The sequence below is a fragment of the Pelomicrobium sp. P1 genome (genome assembly GCF_052805615.1).
The window spans coordinates 264,280-287,729 of sequence record NZ_JBRBEM010000003.1 but is presented as its reverse complement, the minus strand read 5'-3'; the positions used below and the strand labels follow the sequence as shown (position 1 = coordinate 287,729).

Here is a 23,450-nt window from a genome sequence, read left to right as displayed (position 1 = left end):
ACCGCGATGCGTAGCTGGCCAAGCCACGGCCAAGGAGGCAGCCGCGTGATCGCCGTCATCGCCGCCAAGGAAGTGCGCGCCCTGTTCCACTCGCCCCTGGCCTGGGTGGTGCTCGCCGTGCTGCAGGCGGTGCTCGCCTGGATCTTCCTCGGGCGGCTGGACGCTTTCCTGAGCCTGCAGCCCCAGCTCGCCCGCTTCGCCAACGCTCCGGGCTTCACCGAGCTGGTGGTGGCGCCCACCTTCGGCGCTGCCGCCTTGGTGCTCCTCATGGTGGTGCCGCTCCTCACCATGCGGTTGATCGCCGAGGAGCGGCGCCAGCAGACGCTGCCCTTTCTCACCGCCGCGCCGGTGTCCAGCACCGCCCTGGTGCTGGGCAAGTTCGCGGGGCTCATGCTGTTCCTGTGCCTCCCGGTCGCCCTTCTGGTGGCGCTCGCCGCCTCCCTCGCCCTGGGGGGCCGCCCCGACTGGGGCCTGATCGCCGCCAACGCCCTGGGACTGCTGTTGCTCACGGGTTGCTTCGCCGCCGTGGGCTTGTGGCTCTCGTGCCTGGCGTCCCAGCCGGCGATCGCCGCCATCGCCACCTTCGGCGTGCTGCTGGGCCTGTGGATCGTGGACCTGAACGCGGTGGCCGAGAGCGCCCTGCGCCACGCGTCGTTGCTCCGGCGTTTCGAAAGCTTCAACCAGGGCCTGATCGACAGCTACGACACGGCGTTCCTGGTGCTCTTCTGTGCCGTTTTCCTGGCGCTGGCCCTGCACCGCCTGGACGCGGAGCGCTGGAGTGGCTGAGCTCGGACGTTTCCCATGGAGATGACCCCCGCCCGGCAACGGCGCCTGCGGCTCCAGGGCCTGTTCACGGTGGTCCTGGTGGTGGTCCTGACCCTGCTGGCCGGCCTCCTCGCCTGGGCCCACCGCGCCCAGTGGGACTTCACCCAGAACGCCCGCAACACCCTATCCCAGGAGAGCCGGGAAGTGCTCGCCTCCATTCCCGGACCCGTGCGGGTGACCGCCTATGCCACGGAGCGCGATCCCGAGCTGGGGGACCTGCGCAAGCGCATCCACGACTTCATCGGGCGCTACCAGCAGGCCAAGGCGGACCTTCGGCTCGATTTCGTCAATCCGGAGCTGGAGCCCAAGCGGGCGCGGGACGCGGGCATCCAGATGAACGGGGAGATGATGGTGGAATACGAGGGCAGGGCCGAGCGTTTCTCCCCCTTCAATCTGAACGAGCAGGCCTTCACCAACCTGCTCGCCCGCCTTGCCCGCACCCACGAGCGCGTGGTGTTCTACCTAGAGGGCCACGGGGAGCGCAGCCTCGCGGGCCAGGCCAATCACGACCTGGGGGAATTCGGCCGGCGCCTGGCCGCCACCGGCTTCAAGCTGAGCCCGCTCAAGCTCACCCTGGCCCAAGAGGTGCCCGCCAACGCCGCCCTGCTGGTGATCGGGAGCCCCCAGGCGGAGCTCCTGCCGGGGGAGGTGGACAAGCTGCTCAAATTCGTCGACCGGGGCGGAAACCTGTTGTGGCTGCTCGACCCGGAATCCCTGGGGGGGCTGGAACCCCTGGCCGAGCGGCTGGGACTGAACCTCCTGCCCGGGATCATCGTGGACCCGGCGGCGGAGGAGATGCGGGCCCCGGCCACCTGGGCCCTTGCCGTCTCCTACGGACCCCACGCCGCCACGGACGGGTTCAACCTGATCACCGTATTTCCCCTGGCGCGCCCCATCACCGTGGGGGAAGACACGGGCTGGCGCAGCACGCCCCTGGTGGAAGTGGCGCCCCGGGGCTGGGTGGAGACGGGGTCCCTGGAGGGGGAGATGCACTTCGACCCGAAGCGGGACCTGCGCGGGCCGGTACCGGTGGCCACCGCCCTGGAGCGCACGCGCAACGACCGGGAGCAACGGGTCGTGGTGGTGGGCAGCGGCGCGTTCCTGGCCAACGCTTTCATCGGCAACGGGGCCAACCTGGACCTGGGGCTCAAGCTGGTCAACTGGCTAGCGGGGGACGAGCGCCTGGTCACCATCCAGCCCAAGGCGGTCCGGGACGCCCAGCTCCAACTCTCCCGCCCGGCGGCCCTCGCCATCACCCTGGGCGGATTCATCCTGTTGCCGCTGGGCTTTCTCGCCCTGGCCGCCGCCGTATGGTGGCGCCGGCGCAGGCTTTAAGCGAGGACTTCATGCCGGCGCGCACCTGGCTCAACTTGGCACTGCTCGCTGCGGCCCTCGCCTTGGGGCTCGCCCTCGCTCTGGCGCCCCAGGAAGCGCCACCCCCGGAATACCGGCTGTCCCCTCTAGAAGCCTCCCAGGTGGACCGGGTGCACATCGCCCGGGCCAGCCTGCCGCCGATGGAGCTCAAGCGGGCGGAGCAAGGCTGGCGCGTTATCGCGCCGGTGGACGCCCGGGCGGCGCCCGTCAAGGTGGAACGGATGCTGGAGCTACTCGCGGCCCGAAGCCGGGAGCGGCTGGAAGCCACTGGGCTCGAGCGCTACGACCTGGCGCCGCCCCCCCTCACCGTGACCCTGGGAGGGCAAAGCTTCGGCTTCGGCCTCGTGAACCCGGTGACCGGCCAGCAGTACGTGCTCGCCGCCGATGGGGTCTACCTGGTCTCGCCCCGGTATGCCGCCGCCTTTCCCCTGGCGGTGGAGGAGGTGCTCGCCCGGGAGCTCCTCGCTCCCGGTGAGCAGCCAGTGGCCATCGAGCTGCCCGGGCTTCGCGTCGCCCTGCAGGACGGCCGCTGGCAGGTGGAGTCCGCCATCGAGGGAGTGAGCCAGGACGAGGTGAACCGCTGGGTCGACCGGTGGCGCCACGCCCTCGCCGTCGCCTCCGAAGTGGCGGAGGAGGCGGCCCCGGCCGGGGAGCGGGCCCTGATCCGGCTCGCCGACGGCCGCACCGTGGAACTTGCCATCGAAAGCCGGACCCCTCAGCTGGTACTCCTGCGCCGGGACGAGGGTCTGCGGCTGCGTTTTTCCCCCGAAGTGAGCCGGGCCATGCTGGCGCCCCCCGGGTCTTCCTCCTGACCATGCCCGAGCTGCCGGAGGTCGAGACCACCCTGCGAGGCCTGGCACCCCATGTGTTGGGAGCCAGGATCCGCCGGGTCGCGGTGCGGGAGCCGCGGCTGCGCTGGCCTGTCGCCCCGGAGCTTCCGGGCGCCCTCGCCGGCGCCCGGGTGGTGGAAGTCCGACGGCGCGGCAAATACCTGCTCCTCGGCTGCGACCGGGGCACCTTGATCGTCCACTTGGGGATGTCGGGTAGCCTCCGGCTGGTGCGGGAGGGCGCGGCCCCCACGGCCCACGAGCACGTGGATTTGGTACTGGAAAACGGCTGGACCGTAAGGCTGCGGGATCCGCGCCGCTTCGGCGCCCTGCTGTGGGCGCCGGAAGGGCCGAGCCGCCATCCCCTCCTCGCTCGCCTGGGCCCCGAGCCTTTGGAGCCCGGCTTCAACGCCGAACGGCTTTACCGCAGCACCCGGGGGCGCAGGGCGAGCATCAAGCAAGCCCTCATGGACGGGCGCCTGGTGGCGGGCCTCGGCAACATCTACGCCAACGAGGCCCTGTTTCACGCGGGCATCCGCCCGGACACCCCTGCCGGACGGCTCAGCCGGGCGCGCTGCGCGCGGCTCGCGGCCGCCGTCAAAAAGACCCTCAGGCTCGCCATCCGCGCGGGCGGCAGCAGCCTGCGGGACTACGTGGGAAGCGACGGGGAGCTGGGCTACTTCCAGCTCAAGCTCTGGGTCTACGACCGCGCGGGGATGCCCTGCCGGGCGTGCGGCACGCCCATCCGGGTACGCCGGCTGGGGCAGCGCTCCAGCTTCTACTGCCCCGCGTGCCAGCGCTAGCCCGGGAGAGATTCCTGCTGAGAACGCTTTCAAAAAGCGCCGAGCGGGGCTCAGCCCCCCTCTCTCTCCTTCCCTTTCTCCCAGGGGAAGAGAGGGAAGGGACGGCGGCAAATGGTTGGTCAACCCTTTGCCGAAGGCTCAAATCGAGGCCTTCTGCGCGGTGAGCGCCAGGTACTTCTGGTGGAGCTGTTCCCGGGTTTCCGGGTGTTGCGGGTCGGGATGAATACAGTCGACCGGGCACACTTCCACGCACTGGGGCGTCTCGAAGTGGCCCACGCACTCGGTGCACTTGCGCGGGTCGATCACGTAGATCTCTTCCCCCTGGGAGATCGCCCCGTTGGGGCACTCGGGCTCGCACACGTCGCAATTGATGCATTCGTCGGTGATGATGAGCGCCATGGGCAATCCTCGGCTTCAGCCCTGGAACTTGGCCTTGAGCCGCTGGGCGATCAGGGGATGGACGAACTGGCTCACGTCGCCCCCCAGTTGGGCGATCTCCCGCACGATACTGGCGGAGATGAACATATACTGCTCCGCCGGCGTCAAGAACACCGTTTCGACCTCTGGATGGATGCTGCGGTTCATCCCGGCCATCTGGAACTCGTATTCGAAGTCGGACACCGCCCGCAGTCCTCGTAGGATCAGCCGGGCACCCTGCTGGCGCATGAAGTCCATGAGCAGGCCGTTGAACCCCATTACCGTGACGTTGGGATAGGAGGCGAGCACCTCCCGAGCCATGGCCACCCGCTCCTCCAGGGTGAAAAACGGCCGCTTGGCGCGGCTTTCGGCGATGGCCAGCACCACCTGGTCCCAGATGGCGCAGGCCCGCCGCACCAGGTCTTCGTGGCCGCGGGTGATGGGATCGAATGAGCCGGGATAGACGATCTTGTTCATGGGGAAGCGTCTTGCCGCTTGAGCAGCCGGTAACACACCTGGCCGGCCCGGTGCTGGCGCCATACCTCCCATTCCTCCCCCGGGGCGAAGGGCTCGGCACTCTCCACGTACACCAGGGCCCCGGGGGCAAGCCGCGCCGGCAAGAGGGACAGAAGCCGCGTCCAGTACCCGCTTTTGTACGGCGGGTCGAGGAAGACCACGTCAAAACGACGGACGTCGCGCGCGAGGAATTCTAACCCATCGCCCCGATGCAGTTCCACCTGGGTCGCCCCCAGGGCCAAGGCAGCGGCCTTGAGCCCGGCGTAGGCCCGCCCGCTCGCCTCCACCATGACCACCCGGCTCGCACCCCGGGAGGCCGCTTCGAAACCCAGCGCCCCGCTGCCCGCGAAGAGATCCAGGCAGGTGCGGCCCGTGAGGTCCTGGCCCAGCCAGTTGAACAGGGTCTCCCGCACCCGGTCGGGGGTGGGCCGCAGCCCGGGGACCTGGGGTACGGAGAGCAGGCGGCTACGCCAGGCGCCGCCGATGATGCGCACGCGTCCCAAGAGAACGGATCAGGGGCGTCTTTGCGAGATATCCGGATCGCGCTCGGAGGCGCCCACCACCACGGTCACCATGCGCTCGGGATCGATGCGGCGCTGGAACGCCTCCCGGATCTCGGGCAGGGTCACCGCCTCCACCTTTTTCAGAAAGTCGTCCAGGTAAGTGAGGGGGAGTTCGTAGAAGCCGATCACCGCCAGGTGCTCCAGGATCTTCCGGTTGCTGTCGATGCGCAACGGAAAGGCGCCGACGATGTGCTGCTTGGCCCGCTTGAGCTCCTCCGCCGTGGGGCCCTGGGCAACGAAGCGCTGGAGGGTCTCTCGCACCACCCTGAGGGCTTCGCCCGTCTGCTCCTTCTGGGTCTGCAGCCCGATCTGGAACGGTCCCTGGGCCTTGAGGGGGAGGAAGTAGCTATAGACGCTGTAGGCGAGCCCCCGTTTTTCCCGGACCTCCTGGTTCAACCGGGACACGAAGCCGCCCCCTCCCAGGATGTAGTTGCCCACGTAGAGGGGGAAGTAGTCCGGGTCGTTCCGGCTCACGCCCGGGTAACCCAGCAGGATGTGGCTCTGGGTAGCGGGATGGTCGATGCGCCGCGTTTGTCCCTGGGGAAGCGGGACCGGCGGCAGGTCCAGCCCGCTGTTGCCCTCGGGCAACCCCTCCGTCAGGCGCTCGGCCAGGGCGTAGGCTTCCGCCCGGGAGAGGTCGCCGATGATGGATACCACGGCGGCGCCCCGCCGGTAGCGGGCCCGGTAGTGGGCCAGGAGGTCGTCCCGGGTGAGGGCCGCCACCGTCTCCACTTCCCCCGACTCCCGCAGGGCGTACGGGTGCTCGCCGAAGACCAGGCGGGCGAACGCCCGCTCGGCGATGGTTTCCGGCTTGGTGTCCGCCTCCTTGAGCGCCGCCACGACGCGGGCCTTTTCCCGTTCCAGCACCGCCGCGGGAAATTCAGGCTGCTGCAGGATCCGGATGAAGAGGTCGAAGGCCTGCTCCCGCTCCCGGGTGCTGGAGAGGGTACGCAGGGTCATCCCCGCCCGGTCCGGATCGAAGCGTCCGCCCAGTTGGGCGCCCACGTCGGCGAGCCGTGCCGAGATCTGGTTCTCGTCGAGGCCACCAGCGCCCAGGCTCAACAGCCGCTGGGTCATGGCGGCACGGCCCGAGCCGGATTCGGTGTCGGTGCTGCTGCCGGCGGGGAAATCCACGCTCACGTCGATGATGGGAAGATCCCGGCTTTCCACGAAATACACCCGCGCCCCGCCGGCCGTCTGCCAGTGCTGAATGGGCAGCGCCCCCGAGGCCAAGGACGGCAGGAGTAGAGCAGCCGCTAGAGCGGCGAGGGCACGGAAGATCCTATTCCCCATGACGCAACCCCTCGGGAGGACGGGCCGGGCGGGCTTCCTCCAGGGGCTGGGGATCCAGGACCGCCACGGTGAGCCGATCATCCACCAGATACTTTTTCGCCACCGCCTGCACCTGGTCGGCAGTAACCGCTTGCAGCTTCTCGATCAGTACGTCCAGATCCCGGTAGGACAAGCCCACCATTTCCAACTGGCCGATCTGCATGGCCTGGGAGAACATGGAATCCCGGCTGTACACTTGGCTCGCCACCACCTGGGCCTTCACCCGGTCCAGCTCATCCTGGCCCACCCCCTGCTCCACGATGCGCTGCACCTGCTCTCGCAGGGCCGCTTCCAGCTCCGCCGCCGTGCGGCCTTCGCTGGGTGTGCCTTCCAGGAGAAAGAGACTAGGCCCGCGGGCGAGGAGATCGTAGCTAGCGCCGACCGATTGAGCGAGGCGGGTCTCCCGCACCAGTTCCCGGTTGAGCCGGGCCGCCGCGTAGCCGTCCAGCACGCCCGCTAGCACTTCCAGGGCGTAGGGTTCCCAGTCGTTGCGGGCGTCCCGCAGCGGCTCAGCGTGGTAACCCATGATGAGATAGGGCAGCTTGGCCGGCGCCTTGACCGTGACGCGCCGCACGCCCCGCTGGGCCGGTTCCCCCTGGGGCTTGCGCGCCGGAAGTGCCGTGGGCTTGTATTTGCCGTAATGGCGCTGCGCCAGTTTGAACACCTCCTCCGCCTTCACGTCCCCCACCACCACCAGGGTGGCGTTGTTGGGGGCGTACCAGCGGTGGTACCAGTCCCGCACGTCCCGCACGGTCATGGATTCCAGGTCGCTCATCCAGCCGATGACGGGGCGCCGGTAGGGATGAACGAGATAGGCGACCGCCATGAGCTGCTCGAACACGAGGGAGCGGGGCCGGTCCTCGGTGCGCCAGCGCCGCTCCTCCATGACCACCTTGATCTCCTTCTCGAACTCTTTCTCCGAGAGGGTGAGGTTGCGCATGCGGTCGGCTTCGAGCCGCGTGGCCAGCGGCAGCCTGGAGGCGTGCAGCATCTGGAAATAGGCCGTGTAATCGCGGCCGGTGAAGGCGTTTTCCCGCCCTCCCGCCGCGGCGATCAGGCGGGAGAACTCCCCGGCCGGAACTTTCCGGGTGCCCTTGAACATCATGTGCTCCAGGACGTGGGAAACGCCGGTCACTCCGTTCACCTCGTCCATGCTGCCGACCCGGTACCAGAGCTGGGACACCACCACCGGTGCCCGGCGGTCCTCCTTGACGATGACCTTGAGCCCGTTGTCCAGAGTCTTGGCGTAAGGGTTGGCGAGGCCCGGAGGCGAAACGGTCGTAACGATCCAGGCGATGAGCAGCGCAAGGAAGGGCTTCGTTCGCTCCATGGTTCCTAGCCTAGCGGGGGGCAATTCAATAAAATGCCGCGTACGTCGCCGCCCGCGGCACTCGTCATCGAAGTCTTCGTCAGACAGCCTACCAGAATGCTTGGTTTCTTCAAAAATCGCGAGCCGGAGGACCCGCCGCGGAAATCCCCGGGCTGGACCGAGCGGCTGCGCTCCGGCCTCAAGCGCACCCGGGAGCAGTTGGGCCGGCGCCTCGCGGGCGTCTTCGGCGCCCACGCCGCCATCGACGACGCCCTCTACGAGGAGCTGGAGACGGTGCTGCTCACCTCCGACGTGGGGGTGGCGGCCACCGCCCATCTCCTGGACGCCCTGCGGCAGCGGGTGCGCAAGCACAAGCTCACCCAGGCGTCTGAACTCAAGGAGGCGCTCAAGGAGGTGATGCTGGAGCTCCTCTCCCCCCTGGAGCGCCCCCTGGACGTCTCTTCCCACCGGCCCTTCATCGTCATGCTGGTGGGGGTCAACGGCGCAGGCAAGACCACCAGCATCGGCAAGCTCGCCCGCTACTACCAGGGTGAGGGGCGCTCGGTGCTGCTGGCGGCGGGGGACACCTTTCGCGCCGCGGCACGGGAGCAGCTAGAGGCGTGGGGGGCGCGCAACCAGGTGACGGTGGTGGCCCAAAGCGGCGGCGACCCGGCCGCGGTCATCTTCGACGCGGTGAGCGCGGCCAAGGCCCGCGCCGTCGACCTGGTGCTGGCCGACACCGCAGGACGGCTCACCACCCAGTCCCACCTGATGGAGGAGCTCAAGAAGGTGAAGCGGGTCATCGCCAAGGCGGAGCCCGGCGCGCCCCACGAGGTGCTGCTGGTGCTGGACGCCAACGTGGGCCAGAACGCCCTGGCCCAGGTGAAGGCCTTCGACGACGCCCTGGGGGTGACCGGGCTCCTTCTTACCAAGCTGGACGGCACGGCCAAGGGCGGCGCGGTGGCGGCGATCGCCCGGGAGCGGCCGATCCCTCTACGCTTCGTCGGCGTGGGCGAGGGCATCGACGACCTGCGCCCCTTCGACGCCCGGGAGTTCGTGGAGGCCCTGTTCGATTGAGCCTGATCGCCTTCAGCCGCGTCCACAAACGCTATCCCGGCGGCTACGAGGCGCTCAAGGACGTGACCCTGGCCGTCGCCCCCGGAGAGCTGGTCTACGTGACCGGCCATTCCGGCGCCGGCAAGAGCACGCTCCTCAAGCTCGCCGCCGCCATCGAACGTCCCACCAGCGGCAGCGTCATCGTGAACGGCCAGAACCTGGCGCACCTGCGGCGAAGCGCCCTTCCCTACCTGCGGCGCCACCTGGGGCTGGTGTTCCAGGACCAGAAGCTGCTCTTCGACCGCAGCGTGTTCGACAACGTGATGCTCCCCCTGGAGGTGGGCGGTTTCGATCGCCGGGAAGCGGTGCGCCGGGTCCGGGCCGCCCTGGACAAGGTGGGGTTGCTCTCCAAGGAAAAAGCCCGCCCCATCACCCTCTCCGGCGGCGAGCAACAGCGCCTGGCCATCGCCCGGGCGGTGGTCGGCCGACCCTCCATCCTGATCGCCGATGAGCCCACGGGCAACCTGGACCCGGAAAGCGCCCGCGAGATCCTGGGGGTGTTCGCCGCCTTCCACCAGGTGGGGGTCACCGTGCTGCTGGCCACCCACGACGAGGGGATTCTGGGCGCCCATCCCGGGCGGGTCATCACCCTGAAGCACGGGGCGCTTGTCTCGTGATCCGCTGGGTGCGGCAGCACGCCCAGGTGTTTCTGCGAACGCTGGCCCGGTTCATAGCCCAGCCGGTGGCGGCAGCCCTCAATGCCCTGGTGATCGGCGTGGCCCTGTCCCTGCCGGCGATGGGCTATGTCTTGCTCGACAACCTGGGCGCCGCCGCCCAAGGGATCGCCGCCCGTCCCCAGTTGAGCCTATTCCTGCGCCTGGACGCGAACGCCCAGGCGGTGGCGGACATTCAGGCCCGGCTCGAGGCCCATCCTTCCGTCGCCGCCGCGCGCTTCGTACCGAAGGAGGTGGCCCTTGAACAGCTCGCCGAGCGCACCGGGCTCCCCGAGCTCGCCTCGGCCCTGGACGGGAATCCCCTGCCCGACGCCTTCGTGGTGGACGCCCGGGCGGACCTCCCGCCCTCCGGCCTGGAGCGGCTGCGGGAAGAGCTGGCCGGCTGGCCGGGGGTGGACCATGTACAGCTCGATTCCGCCTGGGCCCGCCGGCTGGATGCCTTGCTGCGGCTGGGGAGGACCGGGATCGCCGTACTGGGGGCATTGCTGGGGATCGCCCTGGTGCTCGCTTCTTTCAACACCATCCGGCTGCAGATCCTCACCCAGCGGGAGGAAATCGAAGTCTCCAAGCTGATCGGGGCGACCGACGGTTTCATCCGCCGGCCTTTCCTCTATTACGGGGCCCTGCTGGGCCTCGCGGGCGGGGCGATCGCCTGGGGCATCGTGGAAGCCTGCCTGCGGCTATTGGAGGCGCCCGTGGCGGAACTGGCCCGGCTCTATGGCGGCTCCTTTCGCCTGGCCTCCCTGGGGTGGCGGGAGAGCCTCGCCCTCCTCGGCCTTTCGGCCGCCCTAGGCTGGCTCGGGGCGATCCTTTCGGTCTCCCGGCACCTGCGGGATATCGAGCCCCGTTAAGAACAATACTTTAATTTTTATAGACTTGGCGCCAGGACTTGCAGGAACTTTGGCGCTTGCTAGCACTCTCATGCGGTGAGTGCTATAAAATAGTCGAGTCAGAAAAGGGAGGATTTATGACCCAATCCATGGCGCTTCCCGTCCCCGTCCCCACCGCGGTCGGGAGCTTGGAAGCCTACATCCAGGCGGTCAACCGGTTTCCGGTCCTCACCCAGGAAGAAGAGATCCGGCTCGCCCGCAAGTTTCGCGACGAAGGCGACCTGGAAGCCGCTCGGCAGCTAGTCCTCTCCCATCTCCGGGTGGTGGTGGCCATCGTCCGCGGCTACCTGGGCTACGGCCTGCCCCAGGCAGATTTGATCCAGGAAGGCAACATCGGGCTGATGAAGGCGGTAAAGCGCTTCGACCCGGACCGGGGCGTTCGCCTGGTGTCCTTCGCCGTGCACTGGATCCGGGCCGAGATCCATGAATTCATCCTGCGCAACTGGCGCCTGGTCAAGGTGGCCACCACTAAAGCCCAGCGCAAGCTGTTCTTCAACCTACGCAGCTTGAAGCAGGACCTGGGCCCCATGAACCGGGCCGAGGTGCAGGACGTGGCCCGGCGCCTGGGGGTCAAGCCGGCCGAGGTGGTGGAGATGGAGACTCGCCTTTCAGGCCAGGACGTGGCCTTGGAAGCATCCCCGGACGAGCTGGACGAGGGCGCCCAGCCCCCCATCGCCTACCTGACCGATGGGTCGGAGGAGCCGGCCGCTCTCCTGGAGGCCCGGGAAGCGGAACGGCTGCGGAGCGAAGGCCTGCAGAAGGCCCTCTCCACTCTGGACGAGCGCAGCCGCCGCATCATCGAGGCCCGCTGGCTGCGGGAGAAAGAGCCGGCCACCCTGCACGAGCTTGCCGCCGAGCTCAAGGTCTCCGCCGAGCGGGTACGCCAGATCGAGCAGAAGGCGATGGAGAAGATGCGGCGCGTGATCAGCGCCACGGCCAGCGCCTGACTGGGACGGACGGGAAGAGTTCGAAAACGCCGCTTGGAGCGGCGTTTTTTTTCGTTTAGCCCGTTTGCGCCAGCAGCAGCCCCAGGTCGTGGGCCAGCACCTCGGGTCCCTGGCCATGGCTCACGTAAAGGCGAAGCCGGCCCTGGGGATCGAACACGAAAATGCCGGCGGAGTGGTCCATGGTGTAACCGCCCGGACTCTGGCCCGGCACCTTCTGGTAGAACACCTTGAACGAGCGGGCCGCCTCGGCGACGGCTTCCGGGTCCCCGGTGAGCCCCAGAAAACCGGGGTGGAAGGCGGGCACGTAGCGGGCGAGCACCTCGGGGGTGTCCCGCTCGGGATCCACCGTGATGAACAGGACCTGGACCCGCCGGGCCTGGTCTTCGGGCAATTGCTTCAGGGCCAGGGCCATCTGGGCTAGGGCGGTCGGACACACGTCGGGGCAGTGGGTGAAGCCGAAGAACACTACCACCGCCCGGCCGCGGAAATCTTCCAGGGTGCGGGGCGCCCCCATGTGGTCCACCAGCCGGAAGGCCGGCCGCATCTCGGCGCCAGTCACGTCGGTGGACTTGAACGCGGGGGCGCGAGTGCCGGAGTCGCAGCCTGCCAGCAGCAACGCCGCGCCCGCGAGCGCCCCGAGGAAGCGGAGGAACCGGCCCGGCGCGCCCATCACGGGAACCGCAGGTAGTGGTCCACCAGCAGGGCGCTGAAGAGGGCCGCCAGGTAGACGATGGAATAGCGGAACGCCTGCCGGGCCAGGCGATCGGTATAGGCGACGTAGATGCGCACCGCGTAACCGAGATAGACGGCGCCCAGCGCGAGCGCCGAGGCGAGATAGATCCAGCCGCTCATCCGGGTGGCGAAGGGCAGCAGGGACACGGCCACCAGGATCAGGGTATAGAGCAGCACCGAGAGCCGGGTGAAGCGGTCGCCGTGGGTCACGGGCAGCATGGGTACGCCCGCCTTGGCGTAATCCTGCTTGCGGTACAGAGCCAGGGACCAGAAGTGGGGCGGGGTCCAGGCGAAGATGATGAGAAAAAGGAGCAGCGCCTCGTGGGAGACCTCGCCGGTCACGGCGGCCCAGCCCAGCACCGGCGGCATAGCGCCGGAGGCGCCACCGATGACGATGTTCTGGGGCGTAAGGGGCTTGAGCAGCACGGTGTAGACGATGGCGTAGCCCACGAAGGTGGCGAGCGTCAGCCACATGGTGAGGGGATTGACCAGATGATGGAGGATGGCGAGCCCCGCCCCACCGATCACGCCGGAAAAGACCAGGGTCTGCAGAGAAGTGAGTCGACCTTGGGGCAAGGGCCGGCCGCGAGTGCGGGCCATGACCGCGTCGATCTTCTGCTCCACCAGGCAGTTCACCGCCGCCGCAGCGCCCGCCACCAGGGCGATGCCCAGGGTGCCGAACACCAGGGGCTGGAGAGGGACCGGCCCCGGCACCGCAAGGAACATGCCGATCACCGCGGTGAAGACGATGAGGGATACCACCCGGGGCTTCGCGAGCTGCAAGTACTGCTGCCAGCGGGGGAGGGGGTGCCAGGCGGCTTCACTAGCCATGGGGCAAGAACCGATCGGGGTCAATCAAAAAAAGAATTTTAGCATCGGGCAAGGCGCAACGCGTCGCCGTTCCGTCCTCGGTCTTCAACCGATGCGGGAAGCCTTGAGCAGCCGGCTCAAGTCCTTCACCATGCGCGCGGGATCCGCGTCCGCGGGGAAACGCAACACCACGTTGCCCAGGGGATCCACCAGGTAGACGTGGTCCCGCACCGAGCCCTCGGCGGGGAGCTGGGCCAGTAGCGGGCTGCCGCGGGCATCCGCCATCCAGGTGCCGTCGTAGGCCCTGCGCAGCCTCTCCTCCGGCTCGATTCCGTCGTCGATCAGCCACAGCCGCTCCACCCGGTCCATGTTCTTGCCCTGGGCGAGCCGCACCTGGCGCTGCTGGTACAGCTTGGTGCGGCAACGCTCCGGGCAGAGGCCCGAGTCCACCTGCACCAGCCACCACTTCCCTTTCAAGTCAGCCAGCCTCACCGTGCCGCCGCCCAGCCGAGGCAGGGTGAAATCGGGCAGCCGCCGGTCCGCCAGCAGCTCGCCGTAGTTGACCCGCTCCCCGGGCGGAAACAGGTAATAGGCGAGGAACGAGCCGACGAAGGGAAAGGCGCACACGGCCGCGATCAGCCACAGGGTCGTCAGGCGTCGCGGTCGGGACTCAAGGCTTTCGTTTCGCATTGAGCACGATGTAGAGCACCAGGATGGTGGCGGCGAAAGCGAACCACTGCAGGGCGTAGGCTTTGTGGCGCTCGATCCCCAGGTCGAAGGGGGGCCAGTCCCGCACCAGGCCGTCGTCCGCGGCCCCCCCCTGCCGCACCACGATGGGCAGCAGGGTATGGGGAAAGCGCTGCCGGAAGCGTTCCACATCGATGCGCTGCCATACGCGCCCTTCCGCGGGGTCGTCCGAAAGGGCCATCACCCGCTCCCGGCCCGGCATGGCGATCCCCGTCACCGTGACCGTGCCCGCCGGGGTCTTCACTTCCGGCAGCGTTTCCCTCCGCCCCGTCCCCGCCACCCAGCCCCGGTTCACCAGCACGTAGGTGTCGCTGCCCGCGATCCGCAGCGGGGTCACCACGTAGTAGCCGGCTCGGCCCCGATAGACCCGATTATCCACGTAAAAGGTTTCCCGGGCGGCGAACTCGCCGCGGACCTCCACCCGCCGCAGCTTCAGGTCTTCCGGGTGCGCCGGGGCGCCGGACAACCGCACCGGCGGCTCGCGGCTCAACCGCTCGAGCCGCAGTTGCAGCGCCTCCTTCTGAGATGCCCGGTCGAGCTGCCAGTTTCCGAGCGCCAGCGTGAGCGCGACGCCCGCCGCCGCGGCCAGGGTGGCCCACCCTGGGGGACGAAAGCTGAAAGGAACGAATTGCACGACTAGCCCCCCGTCCCGCGCCATCTTCCCGAGTCCCTCGTGAAATATCCGGGTTGGCACCGGCACTGGCCTTGGCCTAAACTGGAGTCTCGGCCCGCCAAGAAAGATCCATGAAGCTTCTAGTCATCGCGCTGGTGGCCCTCATCGTCTCCAGCCTCGGCTCGGCGCTCTATTACCTGGTCAAGGATAAAGGCCAGTCCGACCGCACCGTCAAGGCCCTCACCGTCCGGGTGGGACTTTCGGTGACCCTCTTTCTGCTCCTCATGCTGGGCTACTACTTCGGCCTCATCCCGCAACAGGGTCTCTGAGCGGCGTCCTTTCCCCGTTGCATCAAAAAAATGCCGCACAAGCGAGTGTGCGGCTTAATGGTGCTCTCCCCGCGGTCGCGGGGAGCCTCCTCCCCTCCTTGTTCAGCCGCGGCTCACAGCCAGTACACGAACACGAACAGCAGCAACCATACCACATCGACGAAGTGCCAGTACCAGGACACGCCCTCGAAGGCGAAGTGGTTGTCCGGCGTGAAGTGCCCGGCCAGAGCCCGTCCCAGGATGACGATCAGCATGATGGTGCCAATGGTCACGTGGAAGCCGTGGAAGCCGGTCAGCATGAAGAACGTCGCCCCATAGGCGCCCATGGACAGGGTCACGTTCAGGTCCCGGATCATGTGGCCGTACTCGTAGGCCTGGAACCCCAAGAAGGTGGCGCCCAGGAGGATGGTGAACACCAGGCCCCAGATGAGCTGGGAGCGGTTGTTTTTCTTGAGACCCCAATGGGCCCAGGTCACCGTGACTCCGGAAGAAAGGAGCAGCAGGGTGTTGATGGCCGGGATGCCCCACGCGCCGATGGGAGTGAACTGCTCCCTGATGCCCGGGCCCGCCACCGGCCAGCCGGGGGTGAAGTCGGGCCAGAGGAGCTTCTGGTCCATCTCGCCCAGCCAGGGCACGGACAGAACCCGCATGTAGAACAGGGCGCCGAAAAACGCGGCGAAGAACATGACCTCCGAGAAGATGAACCAGCTCATCGCCCAGCGAAAGGAAATGTCCACCTGCTTGTTGTACAGGCCGCGCTCGTTTTCCCGGATGACGGTGCCGAACCAGCCGATCATCATGTAGATCAGGATGAGGGCGCCGACGGCGAGGCTCACCCACCCGGCCGCGGCCATCTCGTTGAAAAGGAGCACCGCGCCGATGGCCATGAAAAACAGCCCGGTCGAGCCCAGCACTGGCCAATACGAAGGGGCGGGGAGGTAGTAGCCGCCTGCCTGAGTCGCCATGTTCCGTTTCTCCCTTCTTTAAAGCTCTGTTGTGTTGTTCAACCCTTGCCAGTGATCAGCCGCACCAGCGCGACCAGCGCCAGCACGAACAGTGACGCGCCGATCAGGCCGGCCACGACGAAGTGGACCGGCCTGAGATGGCTCACCTCCTCATGGGCCTGGCGCTTGCGGATGCCGAAAAAGGCCCAGAACACCGCCTTGAGAGCGGCCAGCGGACCCGCTTTTCCTTCCTTGGAGTCCCGCACAGCTCATCCCTGTCCCTGCCGAGTTGCGCCGCTCACCTGAGCAGTGGAACCCTCGATGGTGAACAAGGTGAAGGACAGGGTCACCGTGTTGACATCCGCCGGCAGCGCCGGATCGATCACGAAGACAGTGGGAAGCTTGCGCGTCTCCCCTGGCTGCAGCCGCTGCCGGGAAAAACAGAAGCATTCCAGCTTCTTCACGTGCTGCACTGCAAGCTGGGGGCCGTAGCTCGGGATCGCCTGGGCCGCCACGGTCATGTCCGTGGGGTTGGAAAGCTCGAAGGTCACCTGCACCAGCTCGCCGGGGTGGACCCGCACCCGCCGCTCCAGCGAGGCGAAGCGCCACGGCACGTCGCCGCGCACGTTGGTGTCCAGCTCCACCGTGACTATGCGGGAGGTGTCCACCTGAGTGTTCACCACCTGGTCCGGCCGCCCGACGTCCCGGATCCCGGTCACCTCGCAGAACACTTCGTACAGGGGCACCAGGGCGAAGCCGAAACCGAACATAGCGATGGCGATCACCACCAGCTTTCTCACCAGGACCCGGTTGGCTTGCGCGGTGCTCATCGGGAAAGCAGGTATTGCTTCAGCACGAAACCGAGAAAGATGGCCGCCGCGATGGACGCCAGGATGAGACCCGTCCTCAGGTTCTTCAGCGCCTGCGCCTTGTCGTCCCTCATGGGCTTCTGGCCCCGAGCGGAGCCCTCTCCCGTCACTTGATCACCGGCGGCGTCTCGAAGCTGTGGTAAGGCGCGGGCGTCGGTAGCGCCGTCCACTCCAGGCTGTCCGCCCCCTCCCACGGCTTCTCAGGAGCCTTCTCACCGCTTCGGATCGCCTTCAGCACGATGTACAGGAACAGCACCTGGGAAAGGCCGAAGCCGAAGGCACCGATGGAGGACATCATGTTGAAGTCGGCGAACTGCAGGGCGTAGTCGGGAATGCGCCGCGGCATGCCCGCGAGGCCCAGGAAGTGCTGCGGGAAGAAGGCCACGTTGAAGAAAATGATGGACAGCCAGAAGTGCCACTTGCCCAGCCGCTCGTCGTACATGCGCCCGGTCCACTTGGGCAGCCAGAAATACACCCCGGCGAAGGCCGAGAACAGAGCCCCTGCCACCATCACGTAGTGGAAGTGGGCCACCACGTAATAGGTGTCATGGAGCTGGATGTCCACCGGCGTGATGGCGAGGATCAGCCCCGTGAGCCCCCCGATGGTGAACAGGAACAAGAAGCCCAAGGCGAAGAGCATGGGCGTCTCGAAGGTGAGCGACCCGCGCCACATGGTGGCGATCCAGTTGAATACCTTGACCCCGGTGGGCACGGCGATCAGCATGGTGGCGTACATGTAGTAGAGCTGCGCTTCCACCGGCATGCCCACGGTGAACATATGGTGCGCCCACACCAGGAACGAGAGCACCGCGATGGAGGCGGTCGCGTACACCATGGAGGTGTAGCCGAACAGGGGCTTGCGGGAGAAGGCGGGGATCACCTGGGAAATGACGCCGAAGGCGGGAATGGCGATGATGTACACCTCCGGGTGGCCGAAGAACCAGAAGATGTGCTGGAACAGCACCGGGTCGCCGCCGCCCGCCGGGTTGAAGAAGTGGGTGTCGAAATGGCGGTCGGTGAGCAGCATGGTCACCGCCCCGGCGAGCACCGGCATCACGGCGATCAGGAGGTACGCGGTGATCAGCCAGGTCCACACGAACAGGGGCATCTTCATCAGGGTCATCCCCGGCGCCCGCAGGTTGAGGATGGTGGTGATGATGTTGATCGAGCCCAGGATGGAGGACATCCCCAGGATGTGGATGGCGAAGATGGTGAGATCCATGCCCATGCCGAACTGGACGGTGAGGGGCGGATACAGGGTCCAGCCCGCCGCGGCCGCGCCCCCGGGCACGAACATGGAGATGATGAGCAGCAGCGCCGCCGGCGGCAGCAGCCAGAACGACCAGTTGTTGAGCCGGGGGAAGGCCATGTCCGGCGCCCCGATCATCATGGGGATCTGCCAGTTGGCGAAGCCCACGAAGGCCGGCATGATGGCTCCGAACACCATGATCAGGCCGTGCAGGGTGGTCATCTGGTTGAAGAAGTCGGGGTTCACCACCTGCAAGCCTGGCTGGAACAGCTCGGCGCGGATGGTGAGGGCCATGACGCCGCCCACCAGGAACATGATGAAGCTGAACCACAGGTACATCGTGCCGATGTCCTTGTGGTTGGTAGTCATCACCCAGCGCAGGAGGCCGCTGGGATGGTGCTCGTGCCCATGGGCGTGACTCTCAGCGTGTCCGTGCACTGCTGCCATCTCGATCTCCTTGTCCTTGATCCCGTCCGATTGCCGAATTCGTCGCCGGCCGGCTTACTTCGCGGCAGCCGCGCTCACCTGGACCGGCTGACCGGCCGCCTTCTTCTGCTTATGCTCGGCCACCCACCGGTCGTATTCCGCCTGCTCCACCACCTTCACCACGATGGGCATGAAGCCGTGCTCCTTGCCGCACAGCTCGGCGCACTGGCCCCGGTAGATGCCGGTCTTCTCCGCCCTGAACCAGGAGTCCCGGATGAACCCGGGGATGGCGTCCTGCTTGACACCGAAGGCGGGCACGAACCAGGCGTGGAGCACGTCCCCGGCGGTGATCAGCAGGCGCACCTTCTTGCCCACGGGCACCACCATGGGGTTGTCCACCTCCAGGAGATAAGTCTCGCTCTTGGGCGCCCGCCCTTCGATCTGCTCCTTGGGCGTGGCCAGGTTGCTGTAGAAGCCGATGCCCTCGTTCAGGTAGTCGTAGTGCCACTTCCACTGGTAGCCGGTCACCTTGACCGTCATGTCGGGCGCGGAGGTGTCCTTCATCTCGATCACGGTCTTGGTAGCCGGGTAAGCCATACCCACCAGGATGAAGAAGGGGATGACGGTCCAGATGATCTCGACGGTGGTGTTTTCGTGGAAGTGGGCCGCCTGGTGGCCCGCCGCCTTGCGGTGCTTGAACACCGCGTAGAACATGAAGCCGAACACCACCACGAAGATCACCACGCAGATGGCGAGAATGATGGTATGCAAATCGTAGATCTGGGCCGCGATGGGGCTTTGGGGCGGCTGCAGGTTGTACTTGGACGGCCCGAGGGTGGCGGCGAGCGCAGCCGATGGGGCGAATGCGAAGAAGCCGCCCCCGAATAGTTTTCTCTTCATTGTTTTGCCCATGTACCGAAAAATTTGAATATTACCGTTTCGCGAGACGCAATTTCAATTCTCGCGCGAGCTCGCGCCGCCGCTCTTGCGGCAGATGGCGTCCTACCTCCACCAGCCGCCCGTGGGAACGGAGCCACACCCGGGGTACCGCCAGGACCGATTCCGGTTCCACCACCACCACCTGGACCCAGTGGCGGTTGAACTGCACCGAGTGGCGGCTGCCGGCGCGCACGGTCTCCACCCTCACCGTGTCGCCGGCGATCACGATGGTTTCGCAGTCCCCCTCGTGGCGGGCGATCTCGCGGAAAGCGAGGAACAGAATCGCCAGCTCCATCCCGGCGAAAGGCACGATCGGCCACGCCCCCGCCGCGGCGAGTCCGCCGGCGATGCCCAAGGTAAGGGCGGCGATCGAGCAGAGCGCCCAGCGCCGCGCGACGGGCGGGAGGGAGGCGTTCCGCTTACAGACGACGGAAAACTCCGCTTCGTTGGAGAGGGCGAAAGCCATTTGCTCGGATCGCAGCCGCGGGCCCGGGCCGGAACCGGTCGAGCCTGCGGGCAAATTCTCGTTTTGGACGTTATCCAAAAGTAGCATGGCTGCACCCGCCGTGGCAAGGAAACGCATGGGCTCTGCATGGGCTCCAATGCTTGATTTTCCTGCCAAAACGGCTATTCCCAGGGCGGCGGCAACCTCAAGAAGCGCGCCGCCGCCTGGGGATCCGGCTGCGGGAGCGCCGGGACCACGCCGAGGCACGGCGCCCCCAGGCGTTCTTCCAGAGCAGCCACGTTGTCGTGGAAGGCGGCCATGGCGGGATCGAGGGTGTTGGCCACCCAGCCCGCTAGACGCAAACCCCGGGCCCGGATCGCCTCCCCGGTGAGCAGGGCGTGGTTGAGGCAGCCCAGCCGCATGCCCACCACCAGGATCATGGGGAGCGCCAGCCGGACCGCTAAGTCGGCGGTATCCCAGTCCGAGGCCAGGGGAACCCGGAAGCCGCCCACCCCTTCCACGATCACCCCCTCCGCCTCCCGCGCCAGGTGGCGGAAGGCTTCTAGAATCGGCTGCGGCCGAATCTCCACGCCCTCCGATCGAGCGGCGAGATGGGGCGCGATGGGCAAGGCCAGGGGATACGGGTTGATCAGCGCCCGGGGGAAGGGGCGGCCGGAAGCGTCCGCCAGGGCTTCCACGTCGGGGGAGCGGCCGTCTTCGCAGCCGGCGGCCACAGGCTTCATCCCCGCCACCGACCATCCCTTCTCCCGCAGCCGGTGCACCAGGGCACAGGCCACCAGGGTCTTGCCGACTCCGGTGTCGGTGCCGGTGACGAAGAGACCGCGTCCCATGACCGCGGAAGCGCCGGCGCTCATGTCGGCCTTCGGGGTCTGATCTCGATCACCGCCCGCCCGCCCGCGGAAAGCCGCGGCGCCCGCTGCCAGGCATGGCCGTACACCACCTCGAAGGTGGCCGGCAGCCGGCCGTCCCGCCGCAGGGCTTCGTAGCGCGCCTGGGCCTGGCGCCATTGGTTCTTGCCCATGAGCCCGCGGCGGCGGCCCTCCGTGGCATTGTGGGCACCGATCGCCTTGAGGTCGCGCAGGATCTGCCCGAACTCGGCGTAGGCGACGGTGATGAACTCCATGTCCATCACCGGGTCGGCGAAGCCGGCGCGCACCAGGGCGTCGCCCAGGTCGTGCATGTCGATGAAGCGGCTCACGTGGACGTAGCCGTCCACGCCGGCGAAGGCCTGCCGCAGCTCCTTGAGCGTGTCGGGGCCGAAGGTGGTGAACAGGAAAAGCCCCCCCGGCCGCAACACCCGCCGCACCTCGGCGAACACCCGCGCTGGGTCGTTGCACCACTGCAGGGTCAGGTTGGACCAGACCAGGTCCAGGCTGGCCCCCGCCAAGGGCAGGCGTTCCAGGTCGCCGCACACCCGCTCCGGCAGCGGATCCCGCCCGGGAAGAAACCGCCGCCAGCCGCCCCGGCGGGTCTCGATCTTCCTGAGCATGTTGAGCGCCAGGTCCAGGGCTACCAGGCGCGCCTGGGGATAGCGGCGCTTGAGGCCCGGGAGCGCGTAGCCCGTGCCGGTGCCTGCGTCCAGCACCGTGCGCGCCTCCAGCTTGATGTAGTCCAGGCGCGCCAGCAGGCGTCCGGCCACTTCCCGCTGCAGCAGCGCTGCGGCCTCGTAGCCGTCGGCCGCCCGCTCGAAGGCGCGGCGCACCGCGCGCTTATCGATGCGGTAGAGGAAATCGGTGGGACTCGCCATAAACCTGCTCGATGAAACGCTCGAAGAGGGCGGTGCACGTCTCCGGTTCGACAAGGAATGGGGCGTGCCCGCCGCCGGGCACCCGGGCGAGCCGGGCCCGGGGGAGCCGGGAAGCGAGCCACGCCCCCGCTGCCGCGGGAACGATTTCGTCCGGCTCCCCATGGATCACCTGGACCGGACAGCCCACCCGGGCGACGAGGGGGCGCAGGTCGTTGTCCCGGAGAAACTTAAGTCCCGCCGCCAGGGCCTCGGCCGCCGGCCGGGGACCCGCTCCCTGGACGGCGCGAAGCTTCTCCACCAGGGCGCGGGGGCGGGCCGCCCCGCGGGCCATGAGCACCAGGAACCGCTCCAGGGTGGCGTCGGGATCGCGGGCGAGCCCCGCCTCGAATCGGTCCAGCACCGCTCCCGCGACCCCCTGGGACCAGTCATGGCCCGCCACGAAGCGGGGGGTGGCGCTCACCAGCACCAGCCCGGACACCCGCCCGGGGCGAGCCACGGCCAGGGCCAGGGCGAGCTGGGCGCCCAGGGACCAACCGCCCACGACGGCGCCCGGGGGAACCACCTCCCCCAGCGCCTCCACCCACTCCGGCCATTCGCCGGGCAAGGGGTCACTCTTCCCGTGGCCCGGCAGGTCCACCCGGTGCACCCGGGCCTGCCGTGCCAGGGCGGCGGCCAGCGTTTCCCAGACGCCCTCGTGCAGCCCCCAGCCGTGGAGTAACACCAGGTCCGGCCCCCGGCCACAGCACGTCACATGCAGCCGATCCTTCATTGGGCAAGCTCCCCGGACGCAGGTACAGCCAGCTCCCGCCCCGCCTGGACCAGGGCCTCCGCCAGCCGATCCACGTCCGCCTCTCCATGGGCGGCAGACAGGGAGATGCGCAGCCGGGCGGTACCCGGGGGCACGGTGGGGGGACGAATCGCCGGAACCAGGATTCCCAGGCGAGCAAGGATCCGGCTCGCCGCCAGGGCGAGGGCGTTGTCCCCCAGGACCAGGGGCTGGATCGGCGTTTGGGAGGCCATAAACCGCCAGGGCCCGGTAGGCAGGCGGCGGCGCAGCCGGGCGACATGCTCTCGGAGCCGGGCCCGGCGCTCGTCGCCGCCCTCGATCAAGCGCAGGCTCTCGAGGAGGGCGCAGGCGAGGAGCGGCGGCAAAGCCGTGGTGTAGATGTAGGGACGGGCCCGCTGGATTAGGGTCTCCACCACCGCGGCATCGCCCGCGACGAAGGCGCCGAACACCCCAGCGGCCTTGCCCAGGGTACCCATGTAGACGATGCGGGGGGAACGCAGGCCGAAATGGGAGAGCGTCCCCCGGCCTCTTTCGCCCAGCACACCGAAACCGTGGGCGTCGTCCACCACCAGCCAGGCGTCGAATTCTTCGCACAAGGCGAGGAGCTGCGGCAGCGGCGCCAGGTCCCCGTCCATGCTGAACACGGCGTCCGTCAACACCACCCGGGGCCCGCGGTGGGCGCCGGCGAGCAGCCGCCGGAGGGCTTCCGCGTCCCCATGGGGGTAGCGCTTGAACCGGGCCCGGGAAAGGAGTGCCGCGTCGTTCAAGGAGGCATGGTTGAGCCGGTCGGCGAACACGGTGCCCCCCCGGCCGGCGAGGGTCGCCACCACCGCCAGATTGGCCATGTAGCCCGTGGAGAAGAGGAGCGCCGCGGGCAGCTCGACGAACTCGGCCAGGGCCTCTTCGAGGCGATGATGGGCGGCGCTGTGACCGCTCACTAGATGGGAGGCGCCCGCCCCCACTCCGTAGCGTTCGATCCCCTCCCGGGCGGCGCGGGCGACGCCCGGATGGTGGGCGAGCCCCAGGTAGTCGTTGCTGCAGAATGCCAGGTACTCGACCCCGTCGATGACGAGCCGGGGACCCTGGGCCGCCTCCACCCGAAGCCGCCGGCGCTTGAGCTGCAGGGCCTCCAGCTCCGCCAGTTCTCGCCCCAGCTCCGCAAGCCCGGGGAAAGGAGCGACGGTCGGATCCATGCAACG

At 68.0% G+C, this 23,450-nt stretch carries 29 protein-coding genes; 9 read left to right on the top strand and 20 right to left on the bottom strand.

Annotated elements, in window-relative coordinates; all coding sequences use genetic code 11:
- Nucleotides 1-45 precede the first annotated feature (45 nt).
- From ACUVYZ_RS05095 to mutM, 4 genes are read left to right on the top strand one after another with little or no spacing between them, the layout of a single operon-like run.
- The gene (locus tag ACUVYZ_RS05095) at nt 46-786 is read left to right on the top strand and encodes an ABC transporter permease (protein WP_439933585.1); all 741 of its coding nucleotides are present in this window, start codon (nt 46-48) and stop codon (nt 784-786) included.
- A 15-nt stretch (nt 787-801) separates the two neighbouring features.
- Nucleotides 802-2,160, top strand: coding sequence for a GldG family protein (locus ACUVYZ_RS05090; protein WP_439933584.1), 1,359 nt, complete (start codon nt 802-804; stop codon nt 2,158-2,160).
- Nucleotides 2,161-2,171: 11 nt separating this feature from the next.
- Nucleotides 2,172-3,011 carry a DUF4340 domain-containing protein gene (locus ACUVYZ_RS05085; protein WP_439933583.1) on the top strand — a complete coding sequence of 280 codons (840 nt, stop codon included), beginning with the start codon at nt 2,172-2,174 and terminating at the stop codon, nt 3,009-3,011.
- Between the two features lie 2 nt (nt 3,012-3,013).
- On the top strand, nt 3,014-3,829 hold the full coding sequence (mutM, locus tag ACUVYZ_RS05080; protein ID WP_439933582.1) for a bifunctional DNA-formamidopyrimidine glycosylase/DNA-(apurinic or apyrimidinic site) lyase: 816 nt from the start codon (nt 3,014-3,016) through the stop codon (nt 3,827-3,829).
- A gap of 138 nt (nt 3,830-3,967) precedes the next feature.
- On the opposite strand, the gene ACUVYZ_RS05075 is transcribed toward mutM, so the two are convergent.
- Genes ACUVYZ_RS05075 through ACUVYZ_RS05055 form a run of 5 tightly spaced genes read right to left on the bottom strand, consistent with a single transcriptional unit; the run spans nt 3,968 to nt 7,987 of the window.
- Complete coding sequence (locus tag ACUVYZ_RS05075; protein WP_439933581.1) at nt 3,968-4,228, bottom strand: YfhL family 4Fe-4S dicluster ferredoxin; 261 nt, start codon at nt 4,226-4,228, stop codon at nt 3,968-3,970.
- 15 nt (nt 4,229-4,243) lie between these two features.
- Nucleotides 4,244-4,723, bottom strand: coding sequence for a pantetheine-phosphate adenylyltransferase (gene coaD / locus ACUVYZ_RS05070; RefSeq protein ID WP_439933580.1), 480 nt, complete (start codon nt 4,721-4,723; stop codon nt 4,244-4,246).
- A complete protein-coding gene (gene rsmD, locus ACUVYZ_RS05065; protein WP_439933579.1) occupies nt 4,720-5,265 on the bottom strand; it encodes a 16S rRNA (guanine(966)-N(2))-methyltransferase RsmD in 546 nt (181 codons plus the stop codon). The genes coaD and rsmD overlap by 4 nt, the downstream gene beginning before the upstream one ends.
- 9 nt (nt 5,266-5,274) lie before the next feature.
- Entirely contained in the window at nt 5,275-6,618 is a 1,344-nt protein-coding gene (locus ACUVYZ_RS05060; RefSeq protein WP_439933578.1) for a M16 family metallopeptidase, read from the bottom strand.
- Nucleotides 6,608-7,987 (bottom strand): M16 family metallopeptidase, encoded by a 1,380-nt coding sequence (locus tag ACUVYZ_RS05055; RefSeq protein ID WP_439933577.1) that lies wholly within the window; start codon nt 7,985-7,987, stop codon nt 6,608-6,610. The genes ACUVYZ_RS05060 and ACUVYZ_RS05055 overlap by 11 nt, the downstream gene beginning before the upstream one ends.
- Before the next feature lie 96 nt (nt 7,988-8,083).
- On the opposite strand from ACUVYZ_RS05055, the gene ftsY reads away from it, so the two are divergent.
- The 4 genes from ftsY (at nt 8,084) to rpoH (ending at nt 11,593) form a co-directional block, all read left to right on the top strand.
- Nucleotides 8,084-9,043 carry a signal recognition particle-docking protein FtsY gene (ftsY, locus tag ACUVYZ_RS05050; RefSeq protein WP_439933576.1) on the top strand — a complete coding sequence of 320 codons (960 nt, stop codon included), beginning with the start codon at nt 8,084-8,086 and terminating at the stop codon, nt 9,041-9,043.
- A 2-nt stretch (nt 9,044-9,045) separates the two neighbouring features.
- The gene (gene ftsE / locus ACUVYZ_RS05045) at nt 9,046-9,699 is read left to right on the top strand and encodes a cell division ATP-binding protein FtsE (protein WP_439933626.1); all 654 of its coding nucleotides are present in this window, start codon (nt 9,046-9,048) and stop codon (nt 9,697-9,699) included.
- On the top strand, nt 9,696-10,607 hold the full coding sequence (ftsX, locus tag ACUVYZ_RS05040; RefSeq protein ID WP_439933575.1) for a permease-like cell division protein FtsX: 912 nt from the start codon (nt 9,696-9,698) through the stop codon (nt 10,605-10,607). Before ftsE ends, ftsX begins: the two co-directional genes overlap by 4 nt.
- A 116-nt stretch (nt 10,608-10,723) precedes the next feature.
- Entirely contained in the window at nt 10,724-11,593 is an 870-nt protein-coding gene (gene rpoH / locus ACUVYZ_RS05035) for an RNA polymerase sigma factor RpoH (protein WP_439933574.1), read from the top strand.
- A 55-nt stretch (nt 11,594-11,648) separates the two neighbouring features.
- On the opposite strand, the gene ACUVYZ_RS05030 is transcribed toward rpoH, so the two are convergent.
- The 4 genes from ACUVYZ_RS05030 to ACUVYZ_RS05015 form a co-directional block, all read right to left on the bottom strand.
- Complete coding sequence (locus ACUVYZ_RS05030) at nt 11,649-12,263, bottom strand: SCO family protein (protein ID WP_439933573.1); 615 nt, start codon at nt 12,261-12,263, stop codon at nt 11,649-11,651.
- Complete coding sequence (gene cyoE, locus ACUVYZ_RS05025; protein WP_439933572.1) at nt 12,263-13,156, bottom strand: heme o synthase; 894 nt, start codon at nt 13,154-13,156, stop codon at nt 12,263-12,265. The genes ACUVYZ_RS05030 and cyoE overlap by 1 nt, the downstream gene beginning before the upstream one ends.
- An 84-nt stretch (nt 13,157-13,240) precedes the next feature.
- Nucleotides 13,241-13,762, bottom strand: coding sequence for an SCO family protein (locus ACUVYZ_RS05020; protein WP_439933571.1), 522 nt, complete (start codon nt 13,760-13,762; stop codon nt 13,241-13,243).
- Between the two features lie 43 nt (nt 13,763-13,805).
- Entirely contained in the window at nt 13,806-14,516 is a 711-nt protein-coding gene (locus tag ACUVYZ_RS05015; RefSeq protein WP_439933570.1) for an SURF1 family protein, read from the bottom strand.
- Between the two features lie 110 nt (nt 14,517-14,626).
- On the opposite strand from ACUVYZ_RS05015, the gene ACUVYZ_RS05010 reads away from it, so the two are divergent.
- Nucleotides 14,627-14,824, top strand: a complete 198-nt coding sequence (locus tag ACUVYZ_RS05010) for a twin transmembrane helix small protein (RefSeq protein WP_439933569.1) — start codon at nt 14,627-14,629, stop codon at nt 14,822-14,824.
- A 113-nt stretch (nt 14,825-14,937) separates the two neighbouring features.
- Here the strand turns inward: ACUVYZ_RS05010 and ACUVYZ_RS05005 are convergent, their stop codons facing one another.
- The 11 genes from ACUVYZ_RS05005 to bioF form a co-directional block, all read right to left on the bottom strand.
- Nucleotides 14,938-15,789 (bottom strand): cytochrome c oxidase subunit 3, encoded by an 852-nt coding sequence (locus tag ACUVYZ_RS05005; protein WP_439933568.1) that lies wholly within the window; start codon nt 15,787-15,789, stop codon nt 14,938-14,940.
- A gap of 38 nt (nt 15,790-15,827) precedes the next feature.
- Nucleotides 15,828-16,034: a DUF2970 domain-containing protein gene (locus tag ACUVYZ_RS05000; protein ID WP_439933567.1), complete on the bottom strand. Its 207-nt coding sequence runs from the start codon at nt 16,032-16,034 to the stop codon at nt 15,828-15,830.
- Nucleotides 16,035-16,037: 3 nt separating this feature from the next.
- The gene (locus tag ACUVYZ_RS04995) at nt 16,038-16,598 is read right to left on the bottom strand and encodes a cytochrome c oxidase assembly protein (RefSeq protein WP_439933566.1); all 561 of its coding nucleotides are present in this window, start codon (nt 16,596-16,598) and stop codon (nt 16,038-16,040) included.
- Nucleotides 16,595-16,711, bottom strand: coding sequence for a cytochrome oxidase small assembly protein (locus tag ACUVYZ_RS04990; protein ID WP_333840721.1), 117 nt, complete (start codon nt 16,709-16,711; stop codon nt 16,595-16,597). The genes ACUVYZ_RS04995 and ACUVYZ_RS04990 overlap by 4 nt, the downstream gene beginning before the upstream one ends.
- Nucleotides 16,712-16,743: 32 nt before the next feature.
- Nucleotides 16,744-18,333 carry a cytochrome c oxidase subunit I gene (gene ctaD, locus ACUVYZ_RS04985; protein ID WP_439933565.1) on the bottom strand — a complete coding sequence of 530 codons (1,590 nt, stop codon included), beginning with the start codon at nt 18,331-18,333 and terminating at the stop codon, nt 16,744-16,746.
- Between the two features lie 54 nt (nt 18,334-18,387).
- Nucleotides 18,388-19,212, bottom strand: a complete 825-nt coding sequence (gene coxB / locus ACUVYZ_RS04980; RefSeq protein WP_439933564.1) for a cytochrome c oxidase subunit II — start codon at nt 19,210-19,212, stop codon at nt 18,388-18,390.
- 31 nt (nt 19,213-19,243) lie between these two features.
- Entirely contained in the window at nt 19,244-19,717 is a 474-nt protein-coding gene (locus tag ACUVYZ_RS04975) for a DUF2244 domain-containing protein (protein ID WP_439933563.1), read from the bottom strand.
- 161 nt (nt 19,718-19,878) lie between these two features.
- The gene (bioD, locus tag ACUVYZ_RS04970; RefSeq protein WP_439933562.1) at nt 19,879-20,571 is read right to left on the bottom strand and encodes a dethiobiotin synthase; all 693 of its coding nucleotides are present in this window, start codon (nt 20,569-20,571) and stop codon (nt 19,879-19,881) included.
- Nucleotides 20,568-21,464, bottom strand: a complete 897-nt coding sequence (gene bioC, locus ACUVYZ_RS04965) for a malonyl-ACP O-methyltransferase BioC (RefSeq protein WP_439933561.1) — start codon at nt 21,462-21,464, stop codon at nt 20,568-20,570. The genes bioD and bioC overlap by 4 nt, the downstream gene beginning before the upstream one ends.
- Nucleotides 21,427-22,233, bottom strand: coding sequence for an alpha/beta fold hydrolase (locus ACUVYZ_RS04960; RefSeq protein WP_439933560.1), 807 nt, complete (start codon nt 22,231-22,233; stop codon nt 21,427-21,429). Before ACUVYZ_RS04960 ends, bioC begins: the two co-directional genes overlap by 38 nt.
- Nucleotides 22,230-23,444 carry an 8-amino-7-oxononanoate synthase gene (gene bioF / locus ACUVYZ_RS04955; RefSeq protein ID WP_439933559.1) on the bottom strand — a complete coding sequence of 405 codons (1,215 nt, stop codon included), beginning with the start codon at nt 23,442-23,444 and terminating at the stop codon, nt 22,230-22,232. Before bioF ends, ACUVYZ_RS04960 begins: the two co-directional genes overlap by 4 nt.
- Between the last annotated feature and the right edge of the window lie 6 nt (nt 23,445-23,450).

Bases quoted from the DNA above. Each gene is read 5' to 3' on its own strand.
- ACUVYZ_RS05090 (WP_439933584.1), top strand. From the start codon at position 802: ATGGAGATGACCCCCGCCCGGCAACGGCGCCTGCGGCTCCAGGGCCTG.
- ACUVYZ_RS05085 (WP_439933583.1), top strand. From the start codon at position 2,172: ATGCCGGCGCGCACCTGGCTCAACTTGGCACTGCTCGCTGCGGCCCTC.
- mutM (WP_439933582.1), top strand. From the start codon at position 3,014: ATGCCCGAGCTGCCGGAGGTCGAGACCACCCTGCGAGGCCTGGCACCC.
- ACUVYZ_RS05075 (WP_439933581.1), bottom strand. From the start codon at position 4,228: ATGGCGCTCATCATCACCGACGAATGCATCAATTGCGACGTGTGCGAG.
- coaD (WP_439933580.1), bottom strand. From the start codon at position 4,723: ATGAACAAGATCGTCTATCCCGGCTCATTCGATCCCATCACCCGCGGC.
- ACUVYZ_RS05060 (WP_439933578.1), bottom strand. From the start codon at position 6,618: ATGGGGAATAGGATCTTCCGTGCCCTCGCCGCTCTAGCGGCTGCTCTA.
- ACUVYZ_RS05055 (WP_439933577.1), bottom strand. From the start codon at position 7,987: ATGGAGCGAACGAAGCCCTTCCTTGCGCTGCTCATCGCCTGGATCGTT.
- ftsY (WP_439933576.1), top strand. From the start codon at position 8,084: ATGCTTGGTTTCTTCAAAAATCGCGAGCCGGAGGACCCGCCGCGGAAA.
- rpoH (WP_439933574.1), top strand. From the start codon at position 10,724: ATGACCCAATCCATGGCGCTTCCCGTCCCCGTCCCCACCGCGGTCGGG.
- ACUVYZ_RS05030 (WP_439933573.1), bottom strand. From the start codon at position 12,263: ATGGGCGCGCCGGGCCGGTTCCTCCGCTTCCTCGGGGCGCTCGCGGGC.
- cyoE (WP_439933572.1), bottom strand. From the start codon at position 13,156: ATGGCTAGTGAAGCCGCCTGGCACCCCCTCCCCCGCTGGCAGCAGTAC.
- ACUVYZ_RS05010 (WP_439933569.1), top strand. From the start codon at position 14,627: ATGAAGCTTCTAGTCATCGCGCTGGTGGCCCTCATCGTCTCCAGCCTC.
- ACUVYZ_RS05005 (WP_439933568.1), bottom strand. From the start codon at position 15,789: ATGGCGACTCAGGCAGGCGGCTACTACCTCCCCGCCCCTTCGTATTGG.
- ACUVYZ_RS04995 (WP_439933566.1), bottom strand. From the start codon at position 16,598: ATGAGCACCGCGCAAGCCAACCGGGTCCTGGTGAGAAAGCTGGTGGTG.
- ACUVYZ_RS04990 (WP_333840721.1), bottom strand. From the start codon at position 16,711: ATGAGGGACGACAAGGCGCAGGCGCTGAAGAACCTGAGGACGGGTCTC.
- ctaD (WP_439933565.1), bottom strand. From the start codon at position 18,333: ATGGCAGCAGTGCACGGACACGCTGAGAGTCACGCCCATGGGCACGAG.
- coxB (WP_439933564.1), bottom strand. From the start codon at position 19,212: ATGAAGAGAAAACTATTCGGGGGCGGCTTCTTCGCATTCGCCCCATCG.
- ACUVYZ_RS04975 (WP_439933563.1), bottom strand. From the start codon at position 19,717: ATGGCTTTCGCCCTCTCCAACGAAGCGGAGTTTTCCGTCGTCTGTAAG.
- bioD (WP_439933562.1), bottom strand. From the start codon at position 20,571: ATGAGCGCCGGCGCTTCCGCGGTCATGGGACGCGGTCTCTTCGTCACC.
- bioC (WP_439933561.1), bottom strand. From the start codon at position 21,464: ATGGCGAGTCCCACCGATTTCCTCTACCGCATCGATAAGCGCGCGGTG.
- ACUVYZ_RS04960 (WP_439933560.1), bottom strand. From the start codon at position 22,233: ATGAAGGATCGGCTGCATGTGACGTGCTGTGGCCGGGGGCCGGACCTG.
- bioF (WP_439933559.1), bottom strand. From the start codon at position 23,444: ATGGATCCGACCGTCGCTCCTTTCCCCGGGCTTGCGGAGCTGGGGCGA.